The sequence below is a fragment of the Flavobacteriales bacterium genome, from assembly GCA_016779995.1.
GTDB lineage: Bacteria > Bacteroidota > Bacteroidia > Flavobacteriales > UBA7312 > UBA8444.
Window position 1 is genome coordinate 82,454 of sequence record JADHMO010000004.1, and the last position, 24,350, is coordinate 106,803.

General features: G+C 34.8%; 23 protein-coding genes and 1 tRNA gene. 6 read left to right on the forward strand and 18 right to left on the reverse strand.

The annotated features are described in order from the left end of the window. Window positions 1–50 precede the first annotated feature (50 nt). Together lysS and ISP71_04195 are read left to right on the forward strand one after the other, a co-directional pair. Window positions 51–1,574: a lysine--tRNA ligase gene (gene lysS / locus ISP71_04190; GenBank protein ID MBL6663287.1), complete on the forward strand. Its 1,524-nt coding sequence runs from the start codon at window positions 51–53 to the stop codon at window positions 1,572–1,574. Next, window positions 1,575–2,570, forward strand: coding sequence for an NAD(P)H-dependent glycerol-3-phosphate dehydrogenase (locus ISP71_04195; GenBank protein ID MBL6663288.1), 996 nt, complete (start codon window positions 1,575–1,577; stop codon window positions 2,568–2,570). On the opposite strand, the gene ISP71_04200 is transcribed toward ISP71_04195, so the two are convergent. The 9 genes from ISP71_04200 to ISP71_04240 all read right to left on the reverse strand — a co-directional run bounded on the left by ISP71_04200 (window position 2,567) and on the right by ISP71_04240 (window position 12,235). After that, on the reverse strand, window positions 2,567–2,815 hold the full coding sequence (locus ISP71_04200; protein MBL6663289.1) for a hypothetical protein: 249 nt from the start codon (window positions 2,813–2,815) through the stop codon (window positions 2,567–2,569). The two genes, ISP71_04195 and ISP71_04200, sit on opposite strands and share 4 nt — an antisense overlap. After that, window positions 2,812–3,609 (reverse strand): class I SAM-dependent methyltransferase, encoded by a 798-nt coding sequence (locus ISP71_04205; GenBank protein ID MBL6663290.1) that lies wholly within the window; start codon window positions 3,607–3,609, stop codon window positions 2,812–2,814. Before ISP71_04205 ends, ISP71_04200 begins: the two co-directional genes overlap by 4 nt. Window positions 3,610–3,653: 44 nt before the next feature. Continuing rightward, window positions 3,654–6,230, reverse strand: a complete 2,577-nt coding sequence (locus tag ISP71_04210) for a carboxypeptidase-like regulatory domain-containing protein (protein MBL6663291.1) — start codon at window positions 6,228–6,230, stop codon at window positions 3,654–3,656. Between the two features lie 9 nt (window positions 6,231–6,239). Beyond that, window positions 6,240–6,986, reverse strand: a complete 747-nt coding sequence (locus tag ISP71_04215) for a GLPGLI family protein (GenBank protein MBL6663292.1) — start codon at window positions 6,984–6,986, stop codon at window positions 6,240–6,242. Window positions 6,987–7,071: 85 nt separating this feature from the next. After that, window positions 7,072–8,868 carry an excinuclease ABC subunit UvrC gene (uvrC, locus tag ISP71_04220; GenBank protein ID MBL6663293.1) on the reverse strand — a complete coding sequence of 599 codons (1,797 nt, stop codon included), beginning with the start codon at window positions 8,866–8,868 and terminating at the stop codon, window positions 7,072–7,074. Between the two features lie 20 nt (window positions 8,869–8,888). Next, the gene (locus ISP71_04225; protein MBL6663294.1) at window positions 8,889–9,152 is read right to left on the reverse strand and encodes a hypothetical protein; all 264 of its coding nucleotides are present in this window, start codon (window positions 9,150–9,152) and stop codon (window positions 8,889–8,891) included. Between the two features lie 95 nt (window positions 9,153–9,247). After that, window positions 9,248–9,586 (reverse strand): hypothetical protein, encoded by a 339-nt coding sequence (locus ISP71_04230; GenBank protein ID MBL6663295.1) that lies wholly within the window; start codon window positions 9,584–9,586, stop codon window positions 9,248–9,250. Between the two features lie 31 nt (window positions 9,587–9,617). Then, window positions 9,618–10,643: a hypothetical protein gene (locus ISP71_04235; protein MBL6663296.1), complete on the reverse strand. Its 1,026-nt coding sequence runs from the start codon at window positions 10,641–10,643 to the stop codon at window positions 9,618–9,620. Window positions 10,644–10,774: 131 nt separating this feature from the next. Beyond that, window positions 10,775–12,235 (reverse strand): lamin tail domain-containing protein, encoded by a 1,461-nt coding sequence (locus ISP71_04240; protein ID MBL6663297.1) that lies wholly within the window; start codon window positions 12,233–12,235, stop codon window positions 10,775–10,777. Between the two features lie 73 nt (window positions 12,236–12,308). Between ISP71_04240 and ISP71_04245 the strand changes: the two genes are divergently transcribed. Both ISP71_04245 and ISP71_04250 read left to right on the forward strand, forming a co-directional pair. Beyond that, on the forward strand, window positions 12,309–13,292 hold the full coding sequence (locus ISP71_04245; GenBank protein MBL6663298.1) for an aspartate-semialdehyde dehydrogenase: 984 nt from the start codon (window positions 12,309–12,311) through the stop codon (window positions 13,290–13,292). Next, a complete protein-coding gene (locus ISP71_04250) occupies window positions 13,289–14,056 on the forward strand; it encodes a sulfotransferase domain-containing protein (protein ID MBL6663299.1) in 768 nt (255 codons plus the stop codon). The genes ISP71_04245 and ISP71_04250 overlap by 4 nt, the downstream gene beginning before the upstream one ends. On the opposite strand, the gene ISP71_04255 is transcribed toward ISP71_04250, so the two are convergent. From ISP71_04255 to ISP71_04270, 4 genes are read right to left on the reverse strand one after another with little or no spacing between them, the layout of a single operon-like run. Then, window positions 14,057–14,641 (reverse strand): lipoprotein signal peptidase, encoded by a 585-nt coding sequence (locus tag ISP71_04255; protein ID MBL6663300.1) that lies wholly within the window; start codon window positions 14,639–14,641, stop codon window positions 14,057–14,059. Window positions 14,642–14,647: 6 nt separating this feature from the next. After that, window positions 14,648–15,025: a TraR/DksA family transcriptional regulator gene (locus ISP71_04260; protein MBL6663301.1), complete on the reverse strand. Its 378-nt coding sequence runs from the start codon at window positions 15,023–15,025 to the stop codon at window positions 14,648–14,650. 4 nt (window positions 15,026–15,029) lie between these two features. After that, entirely contained in the window at window positions 15,030–18,386 is a 3,357-nt protein-coding gene (locus ISP71_04265) for an isoleucine--tRNA ligase (GenBank protein MBL6663302.1), read from the reverse strand. Beyond that, window positions 18,386–18,805, reverse strand: coding sequence for a RidA family protein (locus ISP71_04270; protein MBL6663303.1), 420 nt, complete (start codon window positions 18,803–18,805; stop codon window positions 18,386–18,388). Before ISP71_04270 ends, ISP71_04265 begins: the two co-directional genes overlap by 1 nt. Window positions 18,806–18,912: 107 nt before the next feature. Here ISP71_04270 and ISP71_04275 point away from each other — a divergent pair. After that, a tRNA-Ala gene (locus tag ISP71_04275) sits at window positions 18,913–18,986 on the forward strand. A 486-nt stretch (window positions 18,987–19,472) separates the two neighbouring features. Here ISP71_04275 and ISP71_04280 read toward each other — a convergent pair. The 5 genes from ISP71_04280 to ISP71_04300 are packed head-to-tail and all read right to left on the reverse strand — an operon-like array spanning window position 19,473 to window position 23,449. Then, on the reverse strand, window positions 19,473–20,342 hold the full coding sequence (locus ISP71_04280) for an alpha/beta hydrolase (protein MBL6663304.1): 870 nt from the start codon (window positions 20,340–20,342) through the stop codon (window positions 19,473–19,475). 1 nt (window position 20,343) lies between these two features. Further along, window positions 20,344–20,991 (reverse strand): hypothetical protein, encoded by a 648-nt coding sequence (locus ISP71_04285; GenBank protein MBL6663305.1) that lies wholly within the window; start codon window positions 20,989–20,991, stop codon window positions 20,344–20,346. A gap of 40 nt (window positions 20,992–21,031) precedes the next feature. Beyond that, a complete protein-coding gene (locus ISP71_04290; GenBank protein MBL6663306.1) occupies window positions 21,032–21,469 on the reverse strand; it encodes a DUF3299 domain-containing protein in 438 nt (145 codons plus the stop codon). Next, complete coding sequence (locus ISP71_04295) at window positions 21,462–22,826, reverse strand: ABC transporter permease (protein ID MBL6663307.1); 1,365 nt, start codon at window positions 22,824–22,826, stop codon at window positions 21,462–21,464. The genes ISP71_04290 and ISP71_04295 overlap by 8 nt, the downstream gene beginning before the upstream one ends. Continuing rightward, a complete protein-coding gene (locus tag ISP71_04300) occupies window positions 22,823–23,449 on the reverse strand; it encodes an ATP-binding cassette domain-containing protein (GenBank protein MBL6663308.1) in 627 nt (208 codons plus the stop codon). Before ISP71_04300 ends, ISP71_04295 begins: the two co-directional genes overlap by 4 nt. A gap of 240 nt (window positions 23,450–23,689) precedes the next feature. Here ISP71_04300 and ISP71_04305 point away from each other — a divergent pair, with 240 nt between their 5' ends. After that, entirely contained in the window at window positions 23,690–24,286 is a 597-nt protein-coding gene (locus ISP71_04305; protein MBL6663309.1) for a YceI family protein, read from the forward strand. The last annotated feature ends 64 nt before the right edge of the window (window positions 24,287–24,350 follow it).

Genomic DNA, 24,350 nt, shown 5'->3' on the forward strand with positions numbered 1-24,350 from the left:
TACAAAATTAGAGCGTTAATTATTTAATATCTTTGCCGAAAATTAATTACATGCATAGAGAGTTGTCAGAACAAGAAATTGTGAGGAGGGAGTCCTTACAAAAGTTGTTAGAATTGGGTATAAATCCTTACCCTTCAGAGTTATTTGATGTTAATGTTTCGGCTACTGAAATAAAGAAAAACTACAATTCTGATAAACTTGGTTATAAGAATATCCAAATTGCTGGTCGATTGATGAGTCGTAGAGTTATGGGAAAAGCCTCTTTTGCTGAACTACAGGATAGTACGGGTAGAATACAACTCTATTTTAATCGAGATGAAATTTGTCCTGATGAGGACAAAACCATGTACAACACCGTCTTTAAAAAACTCCTTGATATTGGAGACTTTATAGGAGTTAAGGGCTATGTGTTTACTACTAAGGTTGGTGAAATTTCTATACATGTAGAAAGTTTTGTTGTTTTAAGTAAAACACTAAGACCATTACCGTTACCAAAAACCGATACTGATGGTAAAATATATGACGCCTTTACTGATCCTGAGAAAAGATACCGTCAGCGTTATGTAGATTTGGTGGTTAATCCACACGTTAAAGAAGCGTTTGTTAAGCGAACACAACTGACTAACTCTATGCGTTCTTATCTAAATGACAAAGGGTATTTAGAAGTGGAAACTCCTATTTTACAACCTATTTATGGGGGGGCGGCAGCACGTCCTTTCAAAACACATCACAACACTTTAGACATGCCTCTTTATTTGCGTATTGCTAACGAGCTATATCTCAAGAGACTGATTGTTGGTGGTTTTGATGGCGTTTATGAATTTTCTAAAGACTTTAGAAATGAGGGTATGAGTCGATTTCATAATCCAGAGTTTACTCAAGTTGAACTGTATGTGGCTTATAAAGACTATAACTGGATGATGGATTTGGTGGAAGAAATGGTAGAAAAAATTGCTTTAGACCTACACGGCACTACTGAAGTACAAGTTGGCGAAAACCTCATCAACTTCCAAAGACCATGGAAGCGATACACTATGTATGAAGCCATTGAAAACTTCACAGGTATTGATATTTCTGAAATGGACGAGACAACTATGGCAAAAACAGCTAAAGATTTAGGGGTTAGCGTGGATTCCTCTATGGCAAGAGGTAAATTAATTGACGAGATTTTTGGAGAAAAATGTGAAGGGCAATTGATACAGCCTACTTTCATAACAGACTACCCAGTTGAAATGTCACCATTAGCTAAAAAACACAGAGATAAAGAAGGTTTGGTAGAACGATTTGAAGCCATTTGTAATGGTAAGGAAATATGTAATGCCTTTTCAGAATTGAACGACCCTATTGACCAAAGAGAGCGTTTTGAGGACCAACTAAAATTAGCAAAAAGAGGCGACGAAGAAGCTATGGTCTTAGATGAAGATTTTCTACGTTCAATAGAATATGGTATGCCCCCTACAGCTGGACTAGGTATTGGTATTGATAGACTGTCAATGATAATGACTAATAGCAACTCTATTCAAGATGTGTTATTCTTCCCTCAGATGAAGCCTGAAAACAAAACCGAAGAATAAATGTCTTTGTTCAAAAATATAGCGGTAATTGGTGGTGGTAGTTGGGCAACAGCTATCGTTAAGATGCTCTCAGAAAATCAAGAATCTGTTAGTTGGTGGATGCGTAATGAGGATAATATTGCCCACATCAAACGCTATGGCAACAACCCCAATTACATTAGTGCTGCCGAGTTATTCCCTAACAAACTCACTATCGATTCTGATATTAATGCTATTGTTGAGACTGCTGATTGTATTGTACTAGCCGTACCATCTGCTTTTTTGGCAACAACTCTAGAATCCTTGAGTGTATCAATAAAAGATAAATTTGTGGTGTCAGCCATAAAAGGAATTGTACCTGAGAATAATTCTATAATTGGTGATTATCTACACGAAATCTATCATATCCCTTATGAAAATATAGGTGTTGTAACAGGTCCGTGCCATGCTGAAGAAGTCGCTTTAGAACGCCTTTCATACTTAACGGTTGCTTGTGAAGATGTTAGAAAAGCAGAATGGTTTGCTGAGCAAATTACTTGCCGATATATCAAAACTAATGTTTCTGAAGATATCTATGGTACTGAAATTGCTGCTGTACTAAAAAACGTGATAGCCATAGCGTCTGGAGTTTGCCATAGTCTAGGATATGGTGATAATTTTCAAGCCGTTTTAGCCTCTAATGCCATACGAGAAATCAAACGCTTTGTAGATACTGTACACCCCATAAAAAGGGATATCAAAGAGTCCGCCTATTTGGGTGATTTATTGGTTACTGTATATTCTCAGTTCAGTAGAAACCGAACCTTTGGAAATATGATAGGCAAAGGCTATTCTGTAAAGTCGGCACAGCTAGAAATGAATATGATAGCAGAAGGCTATTATGCTGTTAAATGTATCAAAGAAATTAACGAGCAATACAACATTGAGATGCCTATTACAAAGGCAGTATATCACATTTTATATGAAAAGATTTCTCCTGTAATAGAGATGCGTTTACTTTCCGATAAGTTGAATTAGTCGCAGTCGCACTCTTGACACGCTTCAAGAGATTCAAAGCCCCATTCATTACAACCGCTATACCCAATTTGTTGGCAAGCATTTTCTTCGCTATTGTAAAACCACCTTTCAAAATAAGCTGCACATAACTCATCTGTTGGTGGCGTATGACTACATAAAGGATTGTCTTCTTCGCAATTTTCTGAACAATTAGAAAAAAAAACGATAGCTAGTGATAGAAATGGTATTAGTCGTGCTACTTTCAAAAATTATACTTTTTAGGGTTAGGGTTTTTCTGTGCTATAAAGAATAAATCAAAGCAGTCGTCATTAGCCTCGTCTATATAATAATCTGTCATCGCAATCTCCTCAACTAGAGCTGTATTGTTTTTAAGTAATTTCTTTCGGTTTCTTCGGTTTAGAATGTCGTAAGGTATTTGCAACAATTGTCTTGGCAGACGGTATTGCAAATTCAAAAAATCATACTTAGTAATTTTCTCTACTGCTTGTTTGTTTTTCTCATAGTATTTGGCAATTTTTTCATTTCCAAAAACTCCAAGTTTTTGAACCGTCTTAAAGTGAATTAACATTTTCTTCTCGAGTTCTGAAATAGTATATTCACGTATATGCCAAGGATTTCTGGTTAGTGTTTTTTTAATATTTGGTGTGCTTACAATAAACTTCCCTCCATTTTTTAGTACTCTGCTTACTTCTGACAGAAAAAAAGCGTCGTACTTGATGTGTTCAATGACCTGAAAACTAATTACAAAGTCAAAGGTTTTACGTTCAAAGTTATTCATTGGAGGCATACTCATTTGGATAAACTCTACATTGTCTTTATTATGTGTTGAAATATTAGCATCGTGTTTATCAATGGTAACAAATTTATCGGTAAAAGGCGAAATGATATCTATACCGTATCCGCTACCTGTTCCTATTTCTAGGACTTTGCCCGAAACAATTTTTGATGCCTCTACATAGGCTAATAAAGAACGTTGAAAAACAAAATTATCGGAGATGTCCTCATGAGATACCCTCTCCGCTGTTTGGATAATTTTCATGGCTATTGGTTTTAAGTCCTACAAAGTTAAGGAATTAAATTTTATTACAACTTTAACTTGATGCCAGCTGTAATATAGCCACCTAAAATCTCTCTAACCTCTTCTTCAATATAGCTAAAGTGATTTTCTAAGATATAGGTTTCGTTAGTATTTAAATTCAAAATATCGTTAGCACTTAAACTAAATTCCCATTTGGATTTAGCTTTATGATATTTAAAAGTGGGTGACAAATAAATTCTTTCTTGAGTGTAATTTTCAGTTGAATATGATTTAAGCGACGTATTGATTTTTGCTTTTAAGTTCTTAAACTCAAAATTTAAATTAATATGAGGATTTATGACTGTTATTTGATTGATTTTTAAGTTGTTTTTGTTTTTTACTTGATTGATTCGTAATTTATAGGCAACATCACAATTAAAAATAGGATTTTTAAAGCGAGACTTTAATTCTATTTGAGTGGAAAATGTATTACTCAAGGTGGTCTGTTCTGAGTCTTGCAGATATGCTATTTGCTCAGAAGAATTAAAAGATGTTTTAGTTTGAATGTTTAGGGGTAAAATAAAAACCCTTTTTCCGATTATAGCAATGAGTCTATAATCATAACTATATGGGCTTTTTACTGATAAATGAGTAGTTGCATTTGAAGATATTAAAGAATTTTTGGTAAATACATCTTTACCCTCACTAACACTTCCGCCTATCACAGCGTTTATTCCGGAATACATATCATAAATCTTATAATTTAAATCTATCATACTATATTTTGCATAATCATTGGGCTTAAGATTTAGATTCTGATGTAAAGTATTATAAGATACAATATAGATTTCTGAAGCTAATTGTTTTGCCGATACATACTCCATTTTTTGGTTTAGGTTTAGTGACAAGCTATGGGATTGACTGAAGTTTAAAAGAATTGATGCAAAAGGCAAAAAGTGATGAGTTAGAGAGTTAAAATTACGCCTAACAATAGAATAATTGGTGCCTAATTGATAATTAAAAAAAGTATTATTCCTCTTGAAAAATATCAACCCTAACTGATTTTCGAAATGATTTAACTCAGACCGATTGTTGAAAAGAGATGTGTTAAAGACATCATTGTTCGTTGATACTTTATAGTAAACTTTAGTTGATAAATAATCGGCTATTTTAACTTTGAGCTCAGTATTTAAGCCGTATGAACTTTTATTCCTACTGATTAACTCATTTACTTCATATGCTTGATTTAAGTTTGTTGAAGAAGACGTATCAGCTTGAATAAGCAAGGTGTTTTCTTCGCTATTATGATTTAAAAAAACAGCACTGTTTAGCTTGGCTTTACCCAAAAGTCTGCTATAACTTATATTATGGTTAGTAGAAAAGCCTTTTTGCTTTCTCTCCTCGCCTATTCGTCTTGAATTAAAGGTGTCGTCATTGGCTAAGTCATTGAGTTTTGGTGCAAAATGCGCCGTATAATTTAATTTCGATTTTGAGTCTAGCTTATAGTCAATATTAGCATGACTATTGTTGATGATGAACTTACTTTCTATTCTATTAGAAATTGTATTGAGTTGGTTATTAAAAAATTGTTGTTGTGTTAGCTGTTGTTCTATTGCGTTTACATTATCGATTATAATATTCGTGTTTAACTTAAACTTATTTGTAGGAATGTACGAATAATTAAGAGCGCCTAAATGTTCGTTTTTAGATTTAACCTCATTGTTTGTGAATAAAAATTCTGGTACATCGAAATGTATTGAGCCAAAAGACTGACTGCTCTGTTCAACCAATTTTTCTATTCCTCCTTGAAAACCGATATAATCTTCTATACTGAATGTTTGTTTACCTAAATTGTTTGAATTTGTAAGTAAATAAAAGTTGGATTTTTCTTTTAAAGAAAATGAGATTGTGGATAAATAGTAACGATTTTTATAACCTGCCTGAGCCTCTATTTGACTTTTTAACTGCCCTTTATAATTATCATCAATTTGAATATTCAATGCCGTAATTCCTGTTGGTTCATTATCATTTAAATCATAAGCATCCTGATAATTTTCATATTTAGAAATACCACTTATCATATCCGAAGAAATATATTCACCTGCAAGTTGGTGCTGTTCGCCAAAAAAGGGTTTGCCATCAACAAGTAATTCATCTATTTTCTTTCCATTAGCATGTATTTTGCCGTTATCGTCAATATTTATTCCTGGTAGTTTTTCCAAAATATCATTTAGGCTTTCTTCAGTGCCGTTTGTTGTTACATCAAGATTATAATGTGTTGTGTCACCGCTAACTACAAATTCCATGGCTTTAGACTCTACCATTATCTCATTTATAAGTTGTGGGTTTTCTTTAAGCTCAAAGTCAATCTTTGAACTATTGATAATGGTTATTGCTTTTTGCTCTGTATAATAGCCAAGGTGGCTGACTTTTAAAAAAAAACTGCCATTTGCAAGGGACAAATCGTAACGTCCTTGAATATCACAACTAGTGTGTGTGAGGAATTCGGATGAATCTGCCGAATAAACTACTACCATAGCATTGGCTAGTGGTTGATTGTTTGAGCTTACTAATCCAGAAATTGTATTCTGTGTAAAGGAGAGTAATGGTAAAAGGAATAGCGTACATATTAATGCTCTCATTAATACGTGTTACATTGTAATTATTTCTATTTTAGATCCATCTTCCCTGCCTCCCATATCATTCATCCTCTTTTTTTGAATTTCCTCAAACTCTTGAGCACTAACTTTTTTGCCTTTTTGTGGCTTATTAATCTCCAAATCATCTTTTGATAGAGATACCGAAGTGGCTATAATTTCCGTTCCCTCGATTGACACTTTTAAAATAAGTCCTGGCAAACCACCAAATTTCTTTGGTCCATATTGAAAGGGTATGGCATCGGAATACCAAGCGTAAACCGTATCTGTTGGCGTATCCAAGCTGAAAGCTTTTTTACAATCATATCCTGCAATGCGCGAATCTTCATTGAGAAGTGTCCAGTCAAGCTGTTTTATCTCTCCATCTATTAAAAACTTGCGTGACATAAAGTTACTTTGTTGTGTATATGTTTTTTGCTGATAATTTGTATATATAATATCCTCATTACTACTAACATACATTGAAATCATTGAACCATTTTCTTCTGTTTCGTCTTCAATGGCACTATATATAGTTTCTCCAATCTTATTGGCTTTCAGCTCAAATGTTGATGGCTTATTCATTGCGCTAGAAATCATATTTTTAATAAACTCACCGCTTAAACCTCCTAAATCTTCAGGCATTTCCATTTCAGCTAGTTCGTTAGATAAGTCCATTGTTTCGCTATACCTTACCGTGACAGATTGGGAATAACAAAATAATACAGCTAGGGTACATACAGTAGTTAGAATATTTTTCATGGTTTTAAATTTTAAGTAATGTTAACACAATACAGTGTTATTATTTTGCAAAATAACGACAAATAAAGCTATTAATTGTATTGTATCATTTTTTTTTCATCTCCAAAATAAGCTGTGCTTTGCGCATGCCTACTAACTTGGTGAGTTCGTCTTCTTGGGCTTCTAAAACACGTTTTACAGAACCAAAATGACTGATTAAAGTATCGACTGTTTTAGGGCCTATTCCGACGATATTGTCTAATGAAGTCCCAAGACTATTTTTACTTCTTCTGTTTCTGTGGTGGTTAATGCCAAAACGATGGGCTTCATTACGCAGTTGCTGAATGACTTTCAGGCTTTCGGAGCGTTTGTCTAAATATAAGGGAATACTATCATTAGGAAAATATATTTCTTCTAATCGTTTAGCAATACCTATGATGGCTATGGTATGGTGTAGATTTAGTTTTTCTAAACTCTTCAAAGCAGAGCTAAGCTGTCCTTTACCGCCGTCAATAACGATAAGTTGAGGTAAATCATGACCTTCATTCATCAAGCGTTTATAGCGTCTATATACAACCTCTTGCATAGATGCAAAATCATCAGGACCTGATACGGTTTTGATATTAAACAAACGGTAGTCTTTCTTGCTGGGTTTTGCGTTTTTGAAGACCACACAAGCTGCCACTGGGTTAGTACCCTGTATATTGGAGTTGTCAAAACATTCGATATGACGAGGTTTTGAACTGAGTCGCAAGTCGTGTTGTAACTGCTCCAACACCCTTTTGTTGTCTAATCGATGACGCAATTCTTCATTTTTACGAATACGGTCTTTTTGTATGTTTTTAGCATTCTTAAAACAGAGATTGACTAATTTGTATTTATCGCCAATTTTTGGAACTGAAATTTTTAAATTTTGCCATTTGGATTTTATTGGAATATTTAAAAACGCCTCCTTAGATGTACTGTGAAAACGTTGGCGAATTTCTGTAATAGCCATTGTGAGGAGCTCTTCGTCCGTTTCGTCTAATTTCTTTTTTATTTCCATAGCGTGGGCTTGTATGATAGCTCCACTAGACACTTTAAAAAAGTTAACATAAGCGTAGTCTTGGTCGGAAACAATACTAAAAACATCAACGTCATTAATGCTTGGGCTAACGATAGACGATTTAGACTGATAATGTTCTAACTGTTCTATCTTCTCCTTTACAACCTGGGCTTTTTCATACTCCATCTTTTCTGATAGCTTGAACATTTCTGCTTTGAAATGTTGAACTACAGAACGTATGTTTCCTTTTAATATTTGGCGTATTTGTTCCACGTCTTGCTCATAATGTTGGCCTTCTTGTTTGCCAACACAAGGGGCTAAGCAATTTCCAATATGAAATTCCAAACATTCTTTGAATTTGCCCGCTTGAATATTTTGTTCAGACAAATGGTATTTGCATGTTCTTAGAGGGTAAATCTGCCGAATAAAATTCAGCATAGCACTAATGATTTTTGGATTGGTGTAGGGACCAAAATATTCAGAACCGTCTTTGATGAGTTGTCTGGTATAGAATACTCGAGGAAAAGGTTCTTTTTTGATACAAATCCAAGGGTAGGTTTTATCGTCTTTGAGTAAGATGTTGTAGCGAGGTTGGTATTTTTTGATGAGGTTGTTTTCAAGCAATAAGGCGTCCATTTCGGTATCGACGACTAGGGTTTCGATACGGTGTATTTTGCGTACCATATAAGTCGTTTTGAAACTGTCGTGTTTGCGATTGAAATAAGACGACACCCTGCGTTTGAGGTTTTTAGCCTTGCCGACATATAAAAGAGCTTCTTTAGCGTCATAAAAGTGATATACTCCTGGCTCGGTGCTAAGGTTCTGTAATACTGATTTTATGTCTTCTGAAACTTCCATCAAGTTCCAAAAATACGGATTTATAAAGCATTATCTGTAGTATCGTCTTCTTGCTCTAGATTGGTATTGGTATTTTGTGATTCTAAAGGTTTCAAGGCTTGGTATAGTCGAAAAACAAAATCTAAAAATATATAACTGAAAAAGAAGAACGAAACCCAAGAGAATAGGCTAAGTTCTGCTAGATTGTTCAATTTCACCCATTCGTGGGTACCACACCAATAGGCTAAAAAGATAACGGCAAAGAGATAAAAGAAGATTTTAAATAGTCGGACACTGTTTTTCATAGTTTAGGGATTTTATTAGTCTTCAAATTTAACTAAAAAAACCCTTTGGATAGTCCAAAGGGTTTAAATCGAATTCAAAACTTATAGTTGCTTGATTAATAACCCTTGTGGTCAGCAATCGATATAGAGTCTTGGAAGAGTATAATGTCTGTTTCGTCAACTAGAAAGCTTTTGTTGGTATAATACCAGCCGTGCACCGAAGAATCGTTGAGATAACAAAGAACTGTTCCCTCGCCATCCATCTTTGGCTTTTTCCACTCAAAACTTTCTTCTGCATTGGGCTGAAGTGCAAATACAATCGAATCCAATCTGCCCGTACTTCCATCGATAACAAGCTTCATACTTTTATAATAACTTGTATTATTTTCTACATTAAGTGTAAAGCGATTAGAGAAAAGGTTAGATTTACCACAAGACGCTAACAAAACTATCATTAGCAGTCCAAAAATTTTATTATTTAACATTTTAATTTTCAAAATATACTAGTTTGTATTTAGATACTTGCCTAACCTTATTAACACTTTTACCAACCTTTGTTGCATTATTGGCTTTAGTTTTAAAGGCATTTTTAATAACTGATTCTGATGGCGATACTAACCATTTTTTCTTAAACCAAAGCTTTCGTTTTTTAGTTTTGATATAACTCTTTTTTTGAAAGTAATCTCTCCCGACATAATTGTTGTGATAGTCCATTTCACAATCCCAATCTTTTATACCAGCATCTAAGTTACAAAGTTCGTGCCTATCTGTAAAGCCTTTTGCTAAATTCACTCCTTTGGTTACGCTTTTTTTCTTTGTACCATAATATTTGGCTATTAATACATTCCAAACTCCATGCCTAAAAGCATCTGCTTTAGTTTGACTTTTACTTTGTCCTGAAAATTGAGAATTTGTCATCTCTAAGGCTTTGTTCTTTGCCTTATTGATACAATAAGCTGCCGTGGGTTTTCCTGCTATGTACCAAAACTCATAAGAGCACATTCCTCCAGGATAACCCCCTGATAATCTAGCATTTTCAAAAGTATTTTGAGTAAGATTATCTAGTAACTCTTGGAAGTAATCATACTGTATGTTTTTGTCATAATATTCAGCAATGACCTCTAAATTTTCTGCAATTTCCTGATCAGAAAGTGATGGAAAATCTAGCTTTATTCTATCGATATCTTCATCACTCATTTCATAGACATCTGGATAATTTGGTATTATTTCCTCTTCTATTTGAGCTAATGTCTCTAGACTCGGATAATCAATATCGTCAAGCGTAGCGTTGCTTCTAGCTGTCGATTTATAACGGTTTAAATATAACTCTTGGTAATCTTCAATTGTATAATTTAATGCTTCTAAGTCATTTTTATGGTTAACCTCTAAGCCTTTAAATTTCTTTACCACATCATCTTTTGTTGGTGTCGGTAAAAATTCTTTTTTGCAACTAGTAGTGAATAAAATTAAAACAAAAAGAGTTAATTTACTAAAATTAATGATTTTTTTCATTTCTTCTAAGGAATTAAATTCGTGCTTACTTCGGAAGTTTTACGTTGCTGTTCAGCTTATTCCAACAGCTTCAGAAATAAGAAGTGAAAAGGGAAAGTATATGCAAAGACAACGCAAAATTACACCATTTATTACTCTCGGCCAACAACAGTAGTTTGCTTTTCTAGAACAGAAGAATATTGAGGGTGCGTTGCCTCTAGCCAGACGATATATAATCCCGCTTTGGCAACTTCATTTCTATCCGTTGTGCCGTCCCAAAAAAAGATGTCACTTGTGCCAAAAAGTGCATTATTTACTAGAGTTTTAATAAGAAATCCTTGGGGGTTAAAAATAAGTATCCGCCCTCGATAGCCACTAGTATTGAATTGTAATTGAATACTCAGCAAGTCATTCACCCCATCATTGTTAGGGCTTATAATAGCTGGGCTTAGAGTCATTATCTCTTGAGGTGTTAGCAATAGTTGGGCTTGGGAATTAACTAGTGTAGGGGTTGAAAAGCCGTCCTGTTCGGCAGCCGAATGCCAATTGTTAATACTATTTATTTCAGTACTAATACGCTCTAAAGATACCCCTTCAACGTCCGTTAATAAATCAAAATGCATTCCTTCATCGTAATGAAACTCATCGATAATGGTACTATCTAAACTCAATACAACCGCCCCCATATCGTTATTGTAAGAGGGCATAGATTCTAATTCTATGATTCTGTATTCTAAAGCTAGGGGGTGGTAATGTAATAGCGTTTCTTTAGATAGACACAAGACTAATATTTCTTGAGGTTTTAAAAAGTTGTATGAGTCCGTAATGCTTTTAAAATTGGCTGGAGCATTGGCATAATAGTTGCCCAATTGTAAGTTTTTAAGGCATAAGGTCTTGTCGCTACGGTTAATTATTTCTACAAAATCGTTATCCCCATCAATGGGATTGAACAAGACTTCATTTATGACTATATCGTTGGCTTGGGGATACAAAAATGTATCTACAAAAGAATAACCTTCTACCCTCAAATTGTCAAAGTAAAATTTGTCTGAACGTGTTTTTGTATAAACGCATTCAATTCCAAACTGCTGACTTGTCAAATAGCTATCATCAAAACATTGACCTTGAAATAAAAAATCATTATCGGATATTCGCTTAATGCTTAATTGCCATAGTCCTAAACTGTCTCTTTCAACCAATAAACTCAGTGCTACGCTATCTAAATCTAATAAGTCGTCCGAACCGTCTATTAATTTTATGCTTTGACTGTCTTGACGTTTATATAGATTTACCTCATCATTTGCGCCCCCTAACTTTATAAAGTAACCATTAGCCACAGAGTCTGAAGACAAATGAATCTGAGTATAGTTAGTAGAAGAGGGGTTAAAGTCCATGGTCACGTCTATTTGCCAAAGTCCATTAATTAAAGCCTTAGAGTTACGCCAAATAATGGCTTTATCTGTAAGTGCTTGTGCCGAAAGGTGCAATTGCCCTAAACTATCTATTTCAAACTTGTAAGTGTCACCTGTCCAATTGTCTAAGTTTTGAAAATCATCGTTTAACTGAGCAAACAGATAAAAAGGGCAGAACGTTATAAGTAAGTATTTTTTCATACAGCAAAATTAGCATGTTTAGTTCTAGGCAATTCAAATATAGTCCTTATTTTTGGCATAAATTATTCACTCAATGAAAGTAGCGGTTGTAGGGGCAACAGGAATGGTGGGGCAGGTTATGCTCAAAGTTTTGGAGGAACGTTCCTTTCCTGTAAGTGAATTATTAGTTGTTGCTTCTTCCAATTCAGTCGGTCAAACTGTAACATTTAAGAGTAAAGAATTGACCATTATTTCGATAGAAGATGCTGTAACTGAACGGCCCGACCTAGCCATATTCTCTGCTGGTGGAAATGTTTCTTTAGAATGGGCACCTCGTTTTGCTGAAGTAGGCACTAAAGTGATTGATAACTCTTCGGCTTGGCGACAGACTAAAGCACTTATTATTCCAGAAATTAATGGCAATACCTTAACTAAAGAAGATAAAATTATTGCCAATCCTAACTGTTCCACTATTCAGCTATTGATGGCATTAAAGCCTTTGCACGATGTTTATACAATAAAACGTGTGGTAATCTCTACCTATCAGTCCATTACAGGGACTGGTGTAAAAGCCGTCAAACAATTGGAAAATGAAAGCAATGGAATTAATGGAGAAATGGCATATCCTTACCCCATTCACGAAAACGCTTTGCCTCATTGCGATATCTTTGAAGATAATGGTTATACCAAAGAAGAAATGAAGTTAGTTAGAGAGACTAAAAAGATAATGGGAGATGATAGTATAGAAGTTAGCGCAACAGCTGTAAGAGTGCCTGTCAAAGGGGGGCATTCTGAGAGTGTTAATGTAGAGTTTTATACTGATTTTGAATTATCCAAGGTACGTCAGTTATTACATGATTTTCCGGGCGTTAGTGTTCAAGACAACCCAGATGTTAATACCTACCCAATGCCTATATATGCCGAAGGTAAAGATGAGGTGTTTGTGGGGCGAATACGCCGCGATTTCTCTCAAGAAAATACTTTAAATATGTGGGTGGTTTCTGATAACCTCAGAAAAGGTGCTGCCACCAATGCTGTGCAAATTGCAGAACACCTTTACAAGAATAATTTAATATGATTATTAGTCATAAATATAAATACGTTTTTGTAGGTCTGCCGTTGGCGGCATCAACAGCTATATCAAAAGAATTGTGCGAACAATATGATGGGAAGCCCATACTTGCTAAACATTCCATCTATCAAGACTTTTTGAAGATAGCAACAGAGGAAGAAAAAAAATACAAGGTTATAGCTTGTGCTCGAAATCCTTTAGATATTTCTGTGAGCTATTATACTAAGATGATAAACGACAGTAGTGGTAATTTTAGTAATGAGAAATTATTAAGAAAAAATGGTGGACATCTTAAAATGAGAGACTACAAATTGTCAAAATATTTGAGAGACAATAATAGTAGCTACGAAGATTTTCTAAGTCTTTATTACCAATTTCCTTTTGATAATTGGTTAAGTATAACCGCCCCATATTGTAGTTTTATTATTCGCTTCGAAAACTTACAAGAAGACTTTGAAAAGGCACTAAAACATTGTGATATTTCTCCAAAACGAAAATTACCCACTGTAAACAAGACCAAAGAGAAGGTAACTTTTGACAGTTTTTATAACGAAAAAAATTGCGAATTAAGCCTTTCCATTTTTGGGCCTTATATGTTAAAACACGGTATGGCTTTTCCAGAAATCTGGAAGGGGAAAAAGGTGCGTTCGTACAGTCTATTTTTATTCAAGCTTTTTGGATTTGTTAGAAGAATATATTGGACTAAAAAAAGCTACAGAAACACCAATGCACAAAAAGTTTACAAAGAATTATTAGAAAAACACCAATAATTATTTGAAGAAAGAACGGTGAAAAATCAAAATATTGATAACTCCCGTACTAATAGCAGCATCAGCAATATTAAAAATTGGTCTGAAGAAGATAAAATGATTGCCCCCAACAAAAGGAAACCAGTTGGGAAAGTGTCCATTAATCAATGGAAAGTAAAACATATCGACAACTTTTCCTTGAAGAAAACTAGAATATCCTCCCTCAAAAACAGTCGCTATTTGTCCATAACTTTCAGAAAAAATCATACCATAAAAAGCACTATCAACCATATTGCCAATAGCACCTGCAAGTATAAGGGATATACTATAAATAATGCCTTTTTTAACCTGAGTCTTTGCCAATTTTATCCAATAAATACTAATGGCAACGATGGCTATTATTCTAAAAATACTTAGTATATATTTCCCTAGATTTCCCCCAAACTCCATACCAAATGCCATACCCTTGTTTTCAGTAAAGTGTATAATAAACCAATCAAAAAAATGTATTTCTTGACCAATCATCATATTTGTCTTTATCCAAACCTTTAGTAATTGGTCTAGGATTAATACAAATGCAATAAGTAAAGATGACTTTTTTAACATGGAGTCTTATTGTGCGCGCTTAGCTTCAATACTAAGTGTTGCATGTGGAACCAGTTTTAGGCGTTCTTTTTGGATTAGTTTTCCTGTAACTCTACAAACTCCATAGGTTTTGTTATCAATGCGTTTTAGAGCATTATATAGGTTGTGAATAAACTTTTCTTGCCTTAAAGCTAATTGAGCATTCTCTTCTTTAGATAAGGTTTCTGAACCTTCTTCAAAGCCTTTGAAAGTAGGTGAGGTATCGTCAGTACCATTGTTAGAATCGTTTGTATAAGCACTTTTGATAAGCTCTAAATCGTTTTCTGCTTTATCAATTTTATCTTGTATGATTTGACGAAATTCTTCTAATTCTGAATCGCTATATCTGGTTTTTTCGCTTGACATATCTTTATCTTTTTAATAATTCTATTCTTGTAAATACTCCTTCTGTCAACTCCATTTCTTCTTCTTTTTCTAGGGAATCATAAGGCGTAATACGTATCTCATCAGCCAAAGTTTCAGAACAAATATAATTTAAATTATTGTTAATTGCGTTGGCTAACTTTTGTTCAGCACTTAAGGTAATTTCTATTCGGTCTGTGACCTCAAAACCTAAATCCTTTCTAAGGTTTTGAACTCGGTTTATCACTTCCCTTGCTAAACCTTCACTTATTAGATTATCGCTAAGGCTAATATCTAAGGCAATAGTATTGCCGTTCATGGACGTCACCACCCAACCTGGAATATCTTCAGTTGTAATGATTACATCATTTAGATCTATTTGTATCTCCGAACCTCCTACGTTTAAAGGATAATTTTTTTCTTGTTCGATAGTGCTAATATCCTCAGAACTAAATTGAGAAATAGCTTGAGAAATAGCCTTCATCTGTTGACCGAATTTAGGGCCTAAAGTTTTGAAGTTGGGTTTTACTTTCTTAACTAAAATGCCTGAATCAGAAGTCATAAATTCAAGCTCTTTTACATTCACTTCTGACAATACCAATTCTTTAACCGCCTCTATTTGACTCTTAACTTTATTATTAAGAACAGGTACCATCATTTTTTGCAAAGGCTGTCTTACTCTTAAATTTTCCTTCTTTCTTAAAGAAAACACCATTGAAGTTAAGTCTTGAGCCAATCGCATCTGTTCTTCCAAAGCCGTATCAATAGCTTCGGCATTAACCTTAGGCCACTGAGCTAAGTGAACGGATTCTAGCTTGGTTTTTTGTGTCGCTTGGTTAAGGTCGCCAAACAGTTTATCCATAAAAAATGGTGCTATGGGAGAGGCTAATATAGCTACCGTTTCTAGACAAGTATATAGTGTCTGATAAGCTGATATTTTATCTGTGCCATAGTCTCCTTTCCAAAAACGTCTCCTACACAATCTAACATACCAATTGCTCAAATTATCGTTAACAAACAACTGAATTGCACGGGCTGCCTTGGTTGGCTCAAAGTCATCTAAAGAGTTTCCTACCTCATGAATGAGTGTATTGAGTTCTGAAAGTATCCATCGGTCAATTTCTGGTCTTTCCTCTAAAGGTATGTCTTCTTCTGAATAGCTAAAGCCATCAATATTGGCGTATAAAGCAAAAAAGGCATAGGTATTATAAAGTGTGCCAAAAAACTTACGCTTAACCTCAGCTAAACCATCTAAATCAAACTTAAGGTTGTCCCAAGGCTGAGCGTTACTTATCATATACCAACGCGTAGCATCTGCCCCATATTCTTCTAAAGTCTCGAACGGATCAGCTGCATTACCCAAGCGTTTAGACATTTTATTACCGTTTTTATCTAAAACCAAGCCATTAGAAACGACGTTTTTAAACGCTACACTATCGAATAAAATACTTGCTATGGCGTGTAGGGTAAAAAACCAGCCTCTAGTTTGGTCAACCCCTTCTGCGATGAAATCAGCTGGATAGGATTGTTCAAACATTTCCTTATTCTCAAAAGGATAATGCAATTGGGCGTAGGGCATAGAACCTGAATCAAACCAAACATCGATAAGGTCAGACTCTCTACGCATCGCTTTGCCACTAGTAGAAACTAAAATAATATCATCTACAAAAGGTCTGTGCAAATCAAAAGTGGCATAGTTTTCGGCAGACATATCGCCCACTACAAAATCAGCTAAAGGATTTGTCGGCATTAGACCCGATTGAACTGATTTTTCTATTTCAGATTTTAGCTGCTCCATTGAGCCAATACAGATTTGTTCTTCCCCATCTTCAGTCATCCAAATAGGTAAGGGAATTCCCCAAAATCGAGAACGAGATAAATTCCAATCCACCAAGTTTTCAAGCCAATTGCCAAAACGACCTTCTCCTGTAGATTTGGGTTTCCAATTGATACTTTTATTAAGCTCTACCATACGTTCCTTAGCAGCAGTAGTCTTTACAAACCAACTTTCTAAGGGGTAGTATAATATGGGCTTATCTGTACGCCAACAATGTGGGTAAGAGTGTTCGTATTTTTCAGCCTTAAAGCATCTGTTTTCTTCTTTTAACTTGATGACAATTTGAATATCAGCCGATTTATCTGGCGCTTGACCTTGGCTGTAAAATTCGTTTTTTACATACATTCCTGCAAAGTCTGTTACAGCATCTACAAATCGCCCTTGAGTATCAACTAGCGTTAATGAGCCTATGCCATTTTGCTTAGCTACCAAATTATCATCTGCACCAAAGCTAGGTGCTAAGTGAACAATTCCTGTTCCATCTTCAGTGGTTACAAAGTCGCCTATCAATACCTTAAAGGCCTCTCCGTCCTCTGGCTGAGCATAAGGCAATAATTGCTCATAACTAAGACCCTCTAATTCAGAGCCCTTAATTTCTTGGATTATTTCAAAAGGAATAGACTTGTCTCCCTCGTTATATTCTGAAATTTTAAGGTCTTTGTTTTTTTCTGGAAAATACTTGGAGAAAAGAGCTTTTGCTAAAACAACTGTAACTGCCTTAAAGGTATAGGGATTAAAGGTGTTAACGACTACGTAATCTATTTTTTTTCCTACTGCTAAAGCTGTATTAGATGGCAAAGTCCAAGGAGTTGTGGTCCATGCTAAAAAGAAAACCTCATCTGTAGCATTATGAAACAGGAAGTTTGACTTATCCTCTTTTAAAACTTTAAATTGGGCTATAGCAGAAAGGTCTTTAACGTCTTTATAACAACCAGGCTGATTAAGCTCATGAGAGCTTAGCCCTGTTCCTGCTTTTGGGGAAAAGGGCTGAATGGTATGCCCTTTATATAGCATACCTTTTTTGTCCATCTGACTCAACAACCACCAAACACTTTCAATGTATTTGTTGTCATAAGTAACATATGGGTCGTTCATATCTACCCAATAGCCCATCTTATCCGTTAAATCTTCCCAAACGTTTTTGAATTTCATGACATTTTCACGGCACTTTTTATTGTATTCTTCAATAGAAATTGTCGTTCCGATATCTTCTTTAGTTATACCTAGCTCTTTTTCAACGCCAAGTTCTACCGGCAAACCGTGAGTATCCCAACCAGCTTTACGATTGACTTTATATCCTTGTAGAGTTTTAAAACGGCAGAAAATATCTTTAATCGCTCGTCCCATAACGTGATGAATACCCGGCATTCCATTAGCCGAAGGAGGCCCTTCATAAAAGGTGTATGACGGCTTTCCCTCTCTTGTAGATAGGCTTTTCTCAAAGATTGATTTGGACTGCCACTGAGCAAGTACTTCTTTATTTATTGCCGATAAATCAAGCTGTTTATATTCTGGATATTTTTTCATTAGTCGATAGTCGCTATTACTTTCAATTCAATGGCAATTGGGGTGGGCAAACAGTTTATTTCTAGCGTTGTTCTGCAAGGCTGATTGTCAGCAAAGAACTCAGCATAAACTTTATTGTAAATTTTAAAATCGTCCTTCATATTAGTTAAAAAAACTGTAACATCAATAATATTGTCCCACGAAGAACCCGATTCCTCCACAATAGTACGTACATTATTGAAGACCGAACGGCATTGCACCTCTATATCATAAGATGTAATGTTACCTGTTTCGTCAAGCTCTACTCCGGGTATTTTTTTTGTTCCTCTTTCTCTTGGTCCTACACCTGACAAAAACAACAAATTACCGTGTTGTCTAGCGTGTGGATATAGCCCTACTGGCTCAGGAGCTTTGCTAGATTCTATTTTTTTACTAGTCATTAGTCAAAATTTAATGTTGCGAAAATACTTAATGATAAGCAGAATAGCAATCTATAAAAATTAGTCTTAAAAGAGCTGAAAATCCCTACATTTGTAAACTTAGTATTGGGGATGTAGCTCAGTTGGCTAGAGCGCTTGACTGGCAGTCAAGAGGTCGTGGGTTCGAATCCCATCTTCTCCACTTATTTTATTGTAAGCGTCTGATTTACAGAATATTAAATAAGCATAAGGGGAATGTAAAATAAATTTGCTTGGCGGTTCTTTAATTGTATTTTACAAGATTAGTTCCTGTTCAGGAAATTTACTTTTTTTTCATATAAAATAAGTTCGATAAAGGTTAGTTTATATTGGCTAACCTTTTTTGATAGGGAAATGGTGAACGCCTTTAAAAATATAATTTCGAGTTTTACTCGTGTAACGACTTGTTGTTGGTCTGTTACATTTCTCAATTTTCTTGTTGGTATTCTTTTTTTGCTTATATTTGTCGACAGAAAGCGGTGGAGATAAGTGCCTAGCAATTGGAGCGACGGGCTTATCTTTATCGCTTTTTTTACTTTTGTAAAGTTTTAGGATAAATTAACTTTCTACCCATTCTGTTGTGCCTAACTTAAACCCTTTGTGGGTTTTAAAAAACAGTTCTAAATCTACTTGACACAAACAACCGTTTTTATTGGGTGATAAAGTCTTCTATAACGTTAAGGTAGGCTTCATAACCCATGGTTTGCGGAACTCCGTCTAGTCCGTGATTGGCCCCTTCAACACGAATATAGGTAGAGTCACTTCCTGAATAATTCGCTACGATGGCCTCGCCATTTGTAATAGCCACATAATCATCGTCTGTTCCGTGTAACCACATAAAAGGTTGACTAACTTGTTTAATCTTTTCGGAATTATCAAACTCAAGTTCTGTGATGTAGCTTGCTGAAACCCCTATTAGCGTAGACTCTTGCGCCAACAAGTCGGTAGAAGCAAAAGGAGATTCAAGTATCAATTTATTAGGGTAATCTCCGTCCTTACCAAAAGCCATTAAATCTGTTGCTGGTGCAGAACCTAAACTAAAGCCATAATTAATTATTTGCTGTGTTGGAACCCCCCAACTCTTAAGCCAATTCATAGCGGCCCTAACATCTTCATACATGCCTTCTTCTGTTGGTATACCTTCTGATTTGCCATAGCCTCTGTAGTCATAGATTAAAACGCCAAAACGCTCTTTTCCTCCACAATTGGCTAACAGCTTAGCCCTCTGCCAATAGTGGTCTATGTGGCGGGTTTGTCCATGACTATATAAAATGACAGTATCATTCTGAATGTCACTTATGTCTCCTATGTAAATAGCTGCTATTGTGTAATCTCCCGATGAAAAAGAAACTTCATGTATGTTTTGAACAGAATAGGTGCTGTCTAATCTAAAATCTAGCTCAAAGTTATAATTATCAAGCTTGTATTCAGATAAGGGTTCGTTGTAAAAGGCTATATCGTTTAGTTTTATGCACCCAAACAAAGAAAGAAATAGAGCTAGTATTAATGCTTTTTTCATTTTAAAACCGTTTACTAATGTTAAAGTATAAGCCAGTAGCTCCTTTATCTCCTGTAAGACTTTGGTAGGGTAAAAATACCTTAGTGTTGTCGTATGATGGAGCTAAAAACTTTAATTCTGTTCCTATTTCCCAAAGCTTAATTTTATAAGTATATCCAAGGTGGGGGTTAACTATTCCTATTTTATTTTCATCTATCATATCAGTATCAATCCAAATAGAATATCCTAAATGAAGCCTGTGTTTATTATTATTTAAATTCCAATATGCATTTCCGTCTATTTGAGGCCACAGTTTTGAATTTCCTAATGATAATTCAGTAATATAATTTAATGCTAGGACGGATGAAATTCCAGGGATATAATTTACCTGACCTCTTATTTGTGATAAGACACCTACTTCCGTTTGAAGGTTGTTGAAAACCAAAGATGTTGTGTGTAGGGAACCAAAGGCTGTTAGCTTGTTAGAAAGACCATAAGCATACGTTAAGGAGGTTAAAGGAACTGGTATAGTTGCCCCTCCATAATCTATCAACGAGCCTCCAATATTAAAAGATACTGCTTGTTGGTTTTTTGAAAGAGGCTCAACAAACCTTGATGGGGCACAAGAGAGAACCGTTAGGGCTAAAAAAATGAAAACGTATATCCTCATGCCGTAAAGTTAAAAAATAATAAAACGATGAGAGGTTGATTTACTCCCTTAGATAAACCACGGCGTCTTGTAAAATATAATTGCACTGATAAATATCGTCAGCATTAAGTTTAAGGGTTCCTTTTATAGTGGCTACTTCGTCCATTATAAAAACCTCCTTTGAGGATTTCATCTCTAACTCAACAATGGTTTCAGGTCCACCGACTCCACAGAAAAAACAAGAAGAAAATGGCCCTTTAGATAGGATATAGTAGTTTTGAGTGGGGTCTATCGCTAGAACAAAACCTCTTATCATCACTTCTTGGCCTGCCAACTCTCTAACGCTTGGACCAAAATGAGGATATAAAAAATATTCATCAACTTCTTCTATATACAAATCTGTAAACTCTACATCAGCTAAGACGCTCCAGTCAATTTCTTTTTGTGCAAAACTGATTTTGGCAAGAAGAATAAAAAGAATAATTATTAGCCTATTCATTGGAAAGGATTTTGGGAATATTAATATTGTATGATAAAACCGTGGGTATTAGAGAAGCAACTACACCTATAAGTAAAGCAATAGGAAGTAGCCAAAGTTCTTCATTAAGCAAATTAAACTGAAAGGAGCTAAAGGTGTACTTATGTTCAGCGAATAAAGTTATTATGAGTAACGTTATGCGGCTAATTAATAATCCTAGAACGGTTCCTATTACAGATAAAATTATTCCTTCTTGAAGTACCAATTGAACCAATTGCCATTTTGAAGCTCCATGTACACGCATCAAAGCAAGTTCGTAACGCCTTTTTTTCAATGAATTGTATAAGCTAATAAATATACTTAGACCTGAAACTATTATTATAATAAAAGCTATGATGTTAATCGTTTGAACACCAAAACCAAGCAAATTAGTTAATCGACTTATTTCAAGGGCAGGTACTGCTGCTTGTAAATTAGTCGTCTCATTAATTTTTCGAGGCAACTGTATTAGTCCAATAGGGCTTTTAAATTTAACTAGCAAGGAGGTTATCATTGCGTCTTCTGGAACATTAGTAAGTTCTAATCCTACTACTGTTGATTCTTCTACATGATGCTCATGGTCACAATTGTGATGCTCATGACTATGCTTATCGTCATGATGCTCGTGGTCACACTCTTGGTGCTCATCGTTATGATGGTCATGTTCGCAATTGTGATGCTCGTGGTCACACTCTTGGTGCTCATGACCTTGTTCTATAACTTCGTGATTATGAACTTGCCAAACGCTTTGAGTATTAGTCAATATAAGCTGATCAAGAATAGTGTATGAGGGATTAAAAATTCCTACAACCTCATAGGCATATTCATTATGAACATGACCTCCTTCAATCAGTCCGTGTGTGCCATAAAAAGTGTCCCCTATTTTTAATTGGTGAATTTTAGCTACCGTACTACCAAGGACAACCTCTAAACTTCGACTCCATAAACGGCCCTCATTCAAACTCATTTCATACAATTCAGGATATTGGTGTGTTGTTCCAACAATTCGAAATCCATTGTAGGAATCGCCATACGAAAGAGGAACCGTTAAATCAACTAATGAGTTGTTGTCAATTTTAATAGCCTCCTTGTATGGAATATTGCCAGTTGGGTTATCAATGTGATAAATTGAAGAGAGTATGAGTTGTAAAGGGCTACCCTTTGAGCCAACAACCATATCAACACCTCTAAGATTGGCTTGTAGTTGTTGCTCAATTTGATTGTTTAACAAAAATAAAAGAGAAATAATACCAACGCCAAACATCATTAACAACAAGCTAAGGGTGGTGTTTAATGGGCTGCTAATTAGGTTTTGCCAACTTAATCTACTGATGTTCATAGCGTAATGGATTTATCAAATTGGCTTTTTAATCTTTGGTCGTGCGTGATGATGATTAACTGAGCGTTTGTTGAGGCTGCTTGTTCTTTAAGTAAGCTTGTTATTTTTTTACAATTAACGTCATCTAAGCTTGATGTAGGCTCGTCTGCTAAAATCACGCTTGGGTTTTTAACTACCGCCAAAGCAATAGCTGCTCTTTGTTGCTCCCCTTGACTTAAATCATTTGGTTTACTATTGATTTTATGTCCTAAGCCTACTTGTTCTAAAAGCTCAATAGCTCTTTTTTTGTCTTCTTTGTTTTTAGACAAATAAAGGGAAAGAAGAAGATTGTCTAAAATACTAATGTTTTTCACAAAGTGAGGGCTTTGAAAAACCATACCGATATGCTTACCCCTAAACTGATCTAACTCTTTTGATGGTAAATTGTGAAATTGGACTCCATTAAATTCTAATCGTCCTGAAGACGGCTTTAATAAACCTGCTAAAATTTGAATCAAGGTGGTTTTACCAACACCCGATTCACCCAAAATTAACAACTCCTCTCCCTCTAAAAGTTGAATATCTGGAAAATAAAATTGATGCGTTCCGTCATATGAAAAATTTATTGATTGGGAGTGTAGCATCATATCTATTTAAATAGGTTGTGTGTTTTTAACAAGTTTACAAATGCAAATTTTATCTAATTGAACAATATATCAAAGTATATTAACTAAAAAATTGTACGTATAGTATAGTAGTAAACGGAAATTATTTCCATTCTAAAACTTGGGTTTTACAATATTTTTTTATTTTGTTCGTAATTAGTATTATGTTGTATCTTTGTATTTAACCTATTTAATCTTTAACATTTAATATTTATTACTATGATTTCTAATTTTTCTACTGCCAAACATTTTAAACAAGCTGTTTTATTAATCCTTACAATAGGATGTTTTTTGACACTTCAAAGTTTTACTATTGAAAAAGAAGATGTTAAAATTAAAGATAGTGCTTTGACTTGGGTGGGCAGTAAGGTTACGGGTTCTCATGAAGGAACTATTAACCTTAAGTCTGGATTTTTAACTCTTGATAATAACGACTTAGTAGGTGGAGAATTTGTTATTGATATGACAACTATTGTTTGTACTGATTTAAGTGGTAAAGGTAAAGCTAGTCTTGAAGGTCATCTTAGGTCAGATGATTTCTTTAGTGTTGATAAATTCCCTACTGCCAGTTTAACAATTTTAAATGTCAAGAAAAAGAGCTTGGGACAATATCAAGTAGCTGCAAACATTACCATTAAAGGAATCACACAAGAAATAATGTTTGATGCTGAAATAAAAGAAAAAATAGCTAAAGCAAAACTTGTTCTTGATAGAACAGAGTTTGGAATAATCTACAAGTCTGGAAATTTTTTCGAAGAGTTAGCTGATAAAGCAATCTACGACGAATTCGAAATGTCAATAGAGTTGAAGTTTTAATTTATCATTATCTATAATTAGCGTTTGGGTTGTTTAAGTTTTTCATATCTTAGCCAACTCTATT